The sequence below is a fragment of the Bacillus sp. EE-W1 genome, from assembly GCF_009760835.1.
GTDB classification, from domain to species: Bacteria; Bacillota; Bacilli; order Bacillales; family Bacillaceae_G; genus Bacillus_A; species Bacillus_A wiedmannii.
This window is the reverse complement of the sequence record NZ_WIPE01000067.1, coordinates 24,320-35,121: the sequence shown is the minus strand read 5'-3', so window position 1 is coordinate 35,121 and position 10,802 is coordinate 24,320. Positions and strand designations below refer to the sequence as shown.

The 10,802-nt window shown below is 35.2% G+C and carries 6 protein-coding genes and 2 pseudogenes; 1 reads left to right on the top strand and 7 read right to left on the bottom strand.

Annotation, left to right across the window (positions count from 1 at the left end):
* Window positions 1-207: 207 nt before the first annotated feature.
* The 6 genes and pseudogenes from GFJ36_RS16425 to GFJ36_RS16400 all read right to left on the bottom strand — a co-directional run bounded on the left by GFJ36_RS16425 (window position 208) and on the right by GFJ36_RS16400 (window position 6,825).
* Window positions 208-576, bottom strand: a complete 369-nt coding sequence (locus GFJ36_RS16425) for a DUF898 family protein (RefSeq protein ID WP_097890958.1) — start codon at window positions 574-576, stop codon at window positions 208-210.
* Between the two features lie 388 nt (window positions 577-964).
* Window positions 965-1,511: pseudogene (locus GFJ36_RS16420) on the bottom strand (NAD-dependent epimerase/dehydratase family protein); the annotation flags it as partial.
* Between the two features lie 11 nt (window positions 1,512-1,522).
* Window positions 1,523-3,037, bottom strand: a complete 1,515-nt coding sequence (galT, locus tag GFJ36_RS16415; RefSeq protein ID WP_097890960.1) for a UDP-glucose--hexose-1-phosphate uridylyltransferase — start codon at window positions 3,035-3,037, stop codon at window positions 1,523-1,525.
* A pseudogene (locus GFJ36_RS16410) lies at window positions 3,034-4,202 on the bottom strand (galactokinase). The gene galT and the pseudogene GFJ36_RS16410 overlap by 4 nt, the downstream one beginning before the upstream one ends.
* 104 nt (window positions 4,203-4,306) lie before the next feature.
* Entirely contained in the window at window positions 4,307-5,338 is a 1,032-nt protein-coding gene (locus tag GFJ36_RS16405; protein WP_097890964.1) for a galactose-1-epimerase, read from the bottom strand.
* A 20-nt stretch (window positions 5,339-5,358) separates the two neighbouring features.
* Window positions 5,359-6,825 (bottom strand): glycoside-pentoside-hexuronide (GPH):cation symporter, encoded by a 1,467-nt coding sequence (locus tag GFJ36_RS16400; RefSeq protein WP_097890966.1) that lies wholly within the window; start codon window positions 6,823-6,825, stop codon window positions 5,359-5,361.
* A gap of 242 nt (window positions 6,826-7,067) precedes the next feature.
* Here GFJ36_RS16400 and GFJ36_RS16395 point away from each other — a divergent pair, with 242 nt between their 5' ends.
* The gene (locus GFJ36_RS16395; protein ID WP_098230440.1) at window positions 7,068-7,973 is read left to right on the top strand and encodes an AraC family transcriptional regulator; all 906 of its coding nucleotides are present in this window, start codon (window positions 7,068-7,070) and stop codon (window positions 7,971-7,973) included.
* A gap of 244 nt (window positions 7,974-8,217) precedes the next feature.
* Here GFJ36_RS16395 and GFJ36_RS16390 read toward each other — a convergent pair whose 3' ends face one another.
* Window positions 8,218-10,572: a polysaccharide lyase 8 family protein gene (locus tag GFJ36_RS16390; RefSeq protein ID WP_242016001.1), complete on the bottom strand. Its 2,355-nt coding sequence runs from the start codon at window positions 10,570-10,572 to the stop codon at window positions 8,218-8,220.
* Window positions 10,573-10,802: the final 230 nt, after the last annotated feature.

Genomic DNA, 10,802 nt, shown 5'->3' with positions numbered 1-10,802 from the left:
AGGAAGCTTGCTTTTTGATAAAGCTTTGACAACTCAAAAATCATTTGTCTATATTAATCACTAATAGAAAATTATGAGAATTATTGCGAATACTTAATATTTAATTTAAAACCATAAAACCTTACATATTTCTTTTAACAATTACTATAATCAATCGTAAGTATTAAAACAATGCTAACTCTTATGGTACTTAATCAAAATTTCCCCTTAATTAACGAAGGTTGTATTTTTGACTTTCCAGTCTTCAAGTTTAATGCTAACCCAAAATCCATAGATACCTAGTGTAATAACTGTCAGAATTAGCCATTTAATCCAGTTACCAAACAAACCAACCGCTGAACCGTTAAATTCCATTCTATGCCCATCAACCACCGTATGGTTAATTTTCCAGCCGTAAACCATACATAACGCCCACGGATAGCAAATACCAAACGTGCACACTGTAATAAGTGTTCCCAAGATACTCCAACCAATGAAGCTCAAAAGGCCACCATCAAAGAAAGACTGACGTCCCCATTTTGATTCTGGTCCATAGTTGCTTCTTGCATTAACGTTTATGTTAATATTTTCTGCCATAACACACACTCCTTTACTAGTTTATCGTGATTAGCGCACGTATTTTATTTAATATAACCTTGCATATTTTACCACAAAAATTTAACTTTCTTAAACTTTTTAAACGTTTAGTTATTTCATTCATACCAATAAGCTCAAAAACTTCAATCAATGCTGCTATGTTCTAAGAAAACAGCTAAAATACTAGCTTTAATTCTGTTCCTCTCATTGCCAGATATATTAAGTAATTCATCTATTTCTTCCCACTTAAATTTCATTTCACTATACAGAACGTATGTTTCATGAAAATATATAAAAACGAGTTTGCATTCAATTCCTTTTATTATTAAAACTTCATTTGTTAAATGTAACTATGTATCTCCTATTATCCTCCTTTAAAATAAAAAGCACCCGAATGGATGCCAAGATTAAACATTTCTGATTTCCTTCCTCCCTTTAATATTCTAGCGCTTTGATATGCGTATTGATTAAACCAAAAACAGGGATATAATTGCGGATGCTCGTTACATCCGGTGTGTTATAATCAACCCATAAATCATGAAATCGTTATGCTTACCTAGTGCTGCCTGTAAAATAATCATAATCAAATGTGTTTCATGATTATTTGCTTCTCCAATTGAGTCATCTTCTTTGATACCTGCAACATTAAAATAGCGAAGTACTACATAATTCATGTCACTTGCCTGACTCACCAACAAGTGAAAATGCCGCAAAATGCATTACACCTTCAATTTTCTTTTCTTGAGAGAAGACTTCATACATGAATTTCTTATGACGTCTATCCCCCCCTCGTATAAACGTGCTTTTTCATGTAACGATTCGATATGACCAGTCAATAGATTATCGATTACAGCTACTTCATAGCCATCGATGATTAATTGCATGACGACATGTGAGCCAATATATCCTGCACCACTTAAAATAAATACTGGCATCTAGTCATCACCTATCGATTTATACTTTGTAATTCCTTGATAAAACGATCAAACCCTGCTCTACCCTCTTTATTCACCTTATAAACACCCGCATCTTCTAAGACGCGTTCAAATTTCTTTGCAACTTTAATTTGAAGAAATCTTTTAATGTTCTCTTCTGTATATCCCCCCTGGACTTTTAATTCATCTGCCCATTTTTGATGGATTTTTGGAACATTTCCCCCCTTATCTAACAAATACAGCTCTACTTCATAAAGCTCCATAATCAAACGTGGGGGGAGAATTGCTAGGCCCATGACTTCAATAAGTCCTATATTTTCCTTTTTAATATGTTGTACATCTGGATGTGGATGAAAAATTCCATCAGGGTATACTTCACTCACATTATTATCACGAAGTACAAGATCAATTTCGTACTTTTCTTTACGTCGCCGCACAATTGGTGTAATTGTATGATGTTTTGTACCATCTTTTGATTGCGCACGAATTTGTAAGGATTCATCTGAATAGTTCTTCCAAATTTCATGTATATAGGTACTGGCATTAATGAGTTCTTCTTTATTTAGAGAAGAAAGACGAATCACACTCATTGGCCAGTTGACGATACCACAAGAAGTATTTGGATAGGCAGGCAATTCAAATGTTTTAAGAACGTTAGCCTTTGCCATTGGAAAGTTATGGCGTCCGGCTTGATAATGATCATGGCTTAAGATAGACCCTCCTACAATAGGTAAATCCGCATTTGAACCAATGAAGTAGTGTGGCATTGTTTCTACAAAACTAAACAAACGAGAAAATGCCTCACGAGAAATTTTCATTGGACGATGCTTTTTGGATAATACGATGGAGTGTTCATTAAAGTATGCATATGGTGAATATTGAAACCCCCACCCTTCCCCATCTAGCTCAATATTAATAATTCGGTGATTGCTTCTACCTGGATGGTTCAAGCGACCGAAATACCCTTCATTTTCAATACAAAGTAAACATTTTGGATAATTACCCTTCGGTGTATTTCTAGCTGCCATGATCTCTTTGGGATCTTTCTCTGGCTTGGATAAATTAATAGTAATCTCCAGTTCGCCATATTTTGATTCTGCTACATATTGAATATTTTTTTCAATCGCACGTGTCTTTATATAATCATTTCGTTTACTAAGTTCAAAGAAATAATCCGTTGCTTGTTTAGGACTTTTACGATATGCCCTCTGAAAATTTGCATTAACCTTAGATGGAAGTGGCGTAATCACATCCATTAAAAGCGCTTCAAGCATTTCACAATTAACTGGATTTTTAGAGATTTTTAGATTTTCCATTGCTTTATCTATCAGTGTATTTAACAGCACATGTGGGTCCATTTCGACTACGCTAGTAATCTCCCCCATGTCCGATTCGCCAATCAAACGTAATAGTTGATTGTGCGTATAAATTCGGTCAGTTTCCTCAATGGCTCCATTATTAATTGCAAGAGTAGTAAAATCATAAATTGCTTGGCTTGTTTCCATCTTTTTCACCCCATTCATCATCCGATTGCTGTAGTTCCACTACCAATGTGTGCTACATAAAAGACAGGCGCATATCCTACAAATTTAAGATATTCATCATAAACGTTGTTTTTAAAAGCATGGACTTTACTTTCTTTTACTAATGCGATGGCGCATCCACCAAATCCAGCCCCAGTCATACGTGCCCCAAGTACACCCTCTTGTTTTTGTGCAGTGGCGACTAATGTATCTAATTCCAACCCAGTAACTTCATAATCATCTCTTAAAGATGCATGAGAAGCATTCAATAGCTTTCCGAATTCTTCTAAATCATTTGCAGTAAGAGCTTCTTTTGCTTTTTTTTGCGCTCATTTTCATAAACTGCATGCTTGGCGCGTTTAATTAAGGTTTCATCCCCAATAAGATTTTGATTTTCATCAAATTCTGCTTTGCTTAGTTCTCCAAGTGTCTTAATTTCTAACTTTGTTTGGAGACATGCGAGTGCTTCTTCACATTCAGCACGGCGTTCATTATATTTTGAATCTGCTAATTCTCGGCGCTTATTTGTATTCATAATTACAATAGCATAATCATTCAAAACCACTGGTACCATTTCATACTCTAACGTATTGGTATCTAGGAGAATTGCTTTGTCTTCTTCACCAAATCCAATGGCAAACTGATCCATGATACCAGAGTTCACACCAATAAATTCATTCTCAACTTTTTTACCCATTTTTACTAATTCGAGTCGCGTTACATCTAAGTTGAACAGGTCTTCTAATACTACGCCCACAAGTAATTCAAGTGAAGCACTACTTGAAAGTCCTGCGCCATTTGGAATCGTCCCTTCAACTAATAATTCAAAACCAGAGTCTATTTTATGGCCAGCTTCTTTCAACGTTAAAATTACCCCTTTTACATAATTTGCCCAATTATCATTTCTATCGTAATTTAGTTCATTTACGGTAAAACCAATCACTCCAAGCTTCTCAAAGTTCGTTGAATAAACTAATACTCTATCATCCTCACGACGCCTAGCCACTCCATAAGTTCCATATGTAATAGAAGCTGGGAATACATACCCACCATTGTAGTCTGTATGTTCACCGATTAAGTTGATACGTCCTGGAGAAAAATATTGAGTTGTTTCTTGATCTCCAAATATCTCAGAAAATTTTAAAGCCAGCTCACGTTTCTTTTCCATAAATATAAACCTCCCTTTTGCATCCGTTTTAAATAAGTTTCGATAGCGGTATCTAATCCTTCTATACATGTTTCATATTTTAAGGGACTATCAAAAATATGCTCTCAAATAATATGAAATTCTGTCGCTGTTTGATAAGTTGAATCCGCCCTAAGAACCATATCCCCAAAATCAGAAAACTGTTCAGCACCTGGACAAACCTGTGTTTCAAAAGTAATTCCTCCATGGTTTGCAAGTTGCTTACCATGCATGAGCGGTGTATTCCCACCAAAATTTGCTGTAAAGATGACGACGCTGGGTTCTTCTGTGGCTACTTCAATAGAAACCACTTCATCTGGGCTAGTGAGTTTCACTGAACTATGTGATAGTTCAGGTTGATTCAAGAAGAAAGGATGATCAATTCCACCCACTAATTCTTTTTGAACAAAATTACTACTGAAGGTTTCTTTGAGTTTAACTGGCTTTCTAAAATCAAATGCAGTCCCTTCTACGGGTAACTTCACACCAATTGGAACACCTTCCGAATCTAGTGGTGCAAACCTATCACTATCCACCCATAATGTGTGTTCATTTACGGGTTGCGCTACATCACCAGTTAAGTTGAAGTATACGTGGTTTGTTGGATTGAATAAGGTATCTTTGTCACTTGTCGCTCTAGTTTCCACTTTCCAAACATTGGTGTTAGTCAATGTATAACGTATCTCAATATCAAGGTTCCCCGGAAAGCCATTTTCACCATGTGGGCTCACCATATGAAATATCACTGAGGTCTCATCATTATTCTCGACAACACAATATTGCCACTTTTTACTTTCAAATCCTGGAGTACCGCCATGTAAAGTGTTCCCGTTTTTCTCATCAACTTGTACTTTATAGATTTCCCCGTCAATTTGAAAAGTTCCATTTCGAATTCGTCCAGCTACACGTCCGATTGAGGCACCAATATATAAATCCTTTTCAAGGTATTCCTTTGCTGTATCAAAACCAAGTATAAGCTCACGTAAGCCATTCGATGTCGGTACCTTCAAACTCGTAATACGAGCTCCTAGGTCTGAAACTGTCAATTGCAGGCCGTTCAGATTGGTAATAGTGATACTCGTATAACCAGCACCGAAATCTTTTGTTGTAATGTTCATTTTAGATATCACCTACTCCTTTATTTAGAGTGAGAATGAGCAAGTGCAGCTCTAGAATTGAAATCATCCGCTGCTTTCTTATCATGATTTAGCCTTGCTTCTAATTCTTTGACAATTTGTACATGCTTTTTCTCTGTCAATGTAATCTTCCATGCGAAAATAATAGCGGAAAAAATCATGAGTACTGCTGGAAGATAAAACGCATAAAGATGGAATGTTGAAACACCATTAGCAGTAATATCTGCTGCTGTAGCATTGCCAGTCATCCCAGAAGCAACAGCTACAAACCCAACGATTCCGTTTGATAAAGCTCCCGCAATTTTATCGAGTAATGGACGAATTGATAATGTCACAGCTTCATTTCGGGTACCATTTTTCCATTGTCCATATTCAACTGAGTCAGTAATAGTCATTAAAGCTGAAAGGAAAATTAGTTGCTGAGGAAAATAGAAGAGCACCAATCCCACAATGACTATCGGTAAACTTGTTCCAGCTAAAGCGAAACATACGTATGCCAGAATCATCATTACAATACCGCCAATATATACAAAACGTCTTGAAATTAACTTCGTGAGTGTTGGGAAAAGCGGAACAGCAATTACACCTAGTACAGCTGCAATTAATCCCACAATCCAGAACTCACCTGAATTTCCTAAAATATATTTGAAGTAGAAGAATAACACAGCAGTAGTTGCAACATTTGCAATGGCATATGCAATATATGATAGTGCTAACCACATCAACTGATCATTTTTCCCAATAGCTTTAAAAATGTCTTTAAAGGTTGCTTTTTCTTGTTGCTGACGAATTACACTTTCATTTTCTTTTGTGCCAAACGCTGCAATAATGGCTGTCCCTCCAGAAATAACAGCTGCAATTAAGCCGAACCAAAACCAACCAGAGGCGCCTTGAGAATGTTCTCCAGTTATCAAGAAAGTAAAGAAGGTGACGATCGGTACAACTGCGAGCGTAGTCCCATTCGCACCAAGTGATGAACCAAGTCGTGCAAACGTTGCTAACTTTTCTCTTTCCTTGGTTTCAGTGCTTAGCGCTGGAATCATCGACCAAAAAGCAATATCCTTAAATGAATAAAAACTATCGAGTAAGATATAAACAATTGCAAACAAAATGATGAATAACGTAGTATTATGAATTGCAAGACCAAAGAAATTGGTAAATATGCATACAAGAAGAATAGAACTAACTAAGCCACCAACAACTAACCAAGGCTTAAACTTTCCGAATCTCGTTTTTGTATTGTCAATTATTCCTCCAATAATCGGATCGAAAATAATTTCTACCAATCGGATTACTACGATTAAACTTGTAACAATCCCAATCATTCTTCCAGCCGTTGCTTTATCAGCCCCAGTGAACATCGTACTTGTAACAAAGACCATAAAATATGTACTCAAAGTTACATAAAATATGTCATGACCAAATGCACCTAAGGCATAGGAAACACGTTGTTTTGATTTTCTATCCATTTTCATTCCCCTTTTGTGAAATTCTCCACTTAATTTTAATAAATGAGAGAAAGCGTTTTCAGTGTTGTGCATAAAAAAAGACAAATTACATTAATCTTCCTATGATTTTCTTTTTCATGTATAGTTTAACAAGAAAGCGTTTTCTATTTTATATCATTTTGTGACTTTGATTTAACCTTTTGTTGCATTTCTTTCTTCAAAAGGCATATTGGTTATAGTAATCTCGAAGAAGGGAGAAGCACATGGAACAAGCTGTATTTATAAAAAAAGAACACCATCACTTCTCGAGCGAACTTTATTTTGATTTTTGTGGTTTTTCAAAAACACTACCTTTTCATGCATTTGGTCCTGCTGTACGTAACAGCTACATTATTCATGTCGTGTTGGATGGAAAAGGAAAGTACTATGTAAAAGATAAAAAATATTCATTAAAGAAAGGTGATCTTTTTCTTATTCCTTCAGGAGAGTCTACCTTTTATCGTTCAGACGCAGAGGAACCATGGTTGTATGCATGGCTTTCATTTGGTGGGAAGGTTGCAGAAGAAATTATTAATTTTTCAAATTTAAAAGGTGATAACTACGCTGTTACCTCAACTAATATTCAACAATATTTGGAGATTATCTTGGAGTGTATGAATTGCTCCTACAGTACATATGAAGATGAATTAAAGTTGAATGAGCTAACCTACCGTTTTTTAAGGTTATTCCTTACAGATGGTGGTTCAATCTCAGCAGGAGTAAAACAAAATTTTTCACGACTCGCAATTGAAGCAATGATATATATTGGAGAGCACTATATAGAGGAGATTACCGTAAGTGATGTAGCCAATCACCTTGCGGTCAATCGGAGCCATCTTTCTCGAGTATTTCAAAATCATTTTGGGATGAGCATGAAGGACTGGATTATAAGAGTACGTATTAATCACGCAGCGTATTTACTTTCAATGACTAATGAATCGGTAGAAAATATATCTTATCAGGTGGGTTTTCATAGTTTAGCAGCCTTTAGCCGCATATTTAAAAAGGTGACTAAGGAAACACCTACGCACTACCGAAAACGTATGTCGAAAGATGATTTTCAATCCATTTCTTTATCAAGTTTGAAGTTATTACTTGAGAAACAAGAAATCATTTCACGGGCCACCTAGGAAAAATGAAAATAAATTTTTAAAAATCCCAAACCAGCTATGTATTCTACGAACTGATACTCATTAAATATTCAAGGTATATTTATATTTTTATTTATTTTTTGCTATCATTTAATCTTGCACCAGAAACATTAGTTGCGAACATAAATAAGAGTCAAGGCTATCAAAATAGCTCTTGACTCTTATTTATGTTTTATATGGAAGCCATTACACAATTTACACATCAAAATGTATTTTATAACCTTTACTGTTCAAAATACACTTGAGAACTTTTCCCACTTTTATCCGAACTATCCATTTCTATTATCCAAGAGTTTGCATCTTCCTTAACAGTTATCTCATCGTCCTTTTCTGCTACCTTGTATCCTATTTTTTTAGGTATTGTAAAGATTACTTTAGCTTGCTCTTTCATTGGATCAGCCATCACTACTTTTAGGCCACTATCTTCATATTTTATTCCAATTGCCCCCCTAGTTCTAGCCTCTACTTCATTCACCTTCCCTATCTCATAAAAATTCCCCATCCATATATCATCAGCAGCATCATAAATCACTTGCTGCGTTGGTGTATTAGAAAGTATCGATACATCCATTTCTTTTGCGTAAGTAGATGTCTCTTCTTGATTCTTGCCAGGAAGAATTACATACACATACTCTCCACCTGATGGTGATTTTCCATGAGGTATTGATAGTGTTGCGAACATGTTACTTACTTGATTGCTTGATCCCCCTTTATTTACATCAGACCACTTTCCACTTCGCTCTTTCTTTTCAGCATATATATTTTCAGATTGAGGGAACACATAACCAATATCAGACTGATTGTTTTTTCCTTTAATGTGGGCCCAAGAAGCTCCCTTAAATAGGGTACCTTGATCAAGAACTACTTCTGTACCCTCCACTTCCAGAAGATTTGAACCATCTTTTTCTAATCTTCGATTCTCAACTATTGTCTCTGTATCAGCATTCTCTTTTGAATTGATCCCTGCAGCCATTGCTACAATTTTATCTTTAAGAAAGAACCAAGATTTTTTTGCTTCTAATGAGCTTCCAGTAACATTCTGCATGGTGTAGTACATGCTAGCTGAACCAATCTGTCCATCCGAAACACCACCTGACCACGACTTAGGGTTATTATAATTTTTCCAATCAATTAAATTGCCTAATTTATGGTCTGTTGTTATGCCTGGAAGTCTTGTCATATCTATAGTTGCCCAATAGTCATTATCGTATTGGCCAATATCATTGTTATACAAATATAACATCCCTGTTCCCATGTAAAATCCCTTCATATTTTCCCCATTCCCATATTCAAAAGAACTGATTTGTTTACCAAATAAACTCAATCCAGCTGCAAAGTCTTTCTTTTGATGGGTCATCTGATTCATCGCGCTTAACATATTATTTGCATCTCTCACACCAAAATCCGGTTTAATTGAACTATCACTCATTAAACGTTGAAATGTTTGTGTTTTATGAATGGATAACCCATTATAATAACTTTCCTGACTGTTATGTTGAAATATAGCTTCTTTTACATAACGGGCATATTTTCCTCGATATGATAAGTCTTGATTTTGTGAACTAATTACAAGTATTTCATATAGAATATTTCTCCCTACAATACTAGAGGTAGAATTTTGTCTAGACATGCCTCGGCCACGCGTCATGTCAAATATTTCACCTTGTTTCATAACTGGTAAGTAGGTAGTTTCAATATACGTATAAAGGTTTTTAATTCCTTGTACATTCGTCAGTCTGTCTGTTCCACTAAACAATTCATGAATATCAGCACTTCTCGCAAGTAACACTTCACCATACCCACCAGTATACGGATTATATGTGTGTTGTATAAATGATCCATCTTTATAAAATCCATCACCATTTTGAACTATTTTATACACATCATTTGTCGCATCTATTCCTAATTGAATTTTATCACTATTATTGTTCAGAACACCTCTCACCATGACTATGAAACTTTTATCTAGTAAATTAGCTCCAGTTTCTTTAATTCCATTTAACCTTTTTGTTGGATCCGGTACAAAACGATCAACTGCCATTATATACTTGCTTAGCTCCACTTCAGTTAAATCATCACACATTAATATCAAAATATTATTGAATGACTGTGGTGTTCCAATCTCCCAATCCCACCAATTTCCATATATATTTTTAATTTCTTCATTATACATTTGATCATTGAAGTATTCTATTGCGTACATAATGTCTTTTTGTAATGTACTTTGTTGATAGTATATCGAATTAGGTGTCTGATAAAGTACCGCCATTTTCTCAATATTTTTCACTGTTTCTGTGATTTGTGCAGAATTCTGCTTCCAGTCTTGCAGATTCTTAAATAAATAAGAATTCTCGTTATCTTTGTTTAGATTGCTTAACACATTATCTTGTAAATCCTTTTCTTTATCCAAAACAATGTTTTTTAAAATTTCATCTTCATTAGTAAAAGGTTCACCAACAAGTACCCTTTTCCAATTTGATATCATTTTAGCACTTTCTTCTGTTTCTGCGACTGCATTTAAACTGAAGGACCCCATAACAAAACTTAAAACAAATATACATAATATTATCCTTTTCATGAAACCGTTCTCCTTTATCACTTTAATAATGAATCATCCATTCATTCCGTGCTTAAAGATTTCATTTCAAATAATAACCCTGCAAAAAGTTTGTATATTATGGAAACTAACCCTGTGAATAAGCAAAAACGTAATAATCTACATTAATTTTTTAAACGAATTTACCGAAAGAATTCTCCTTCCCTAAGCGTGTGAAGGCCGATAGCCCAGCGGTAGGTGGGAGATGCATT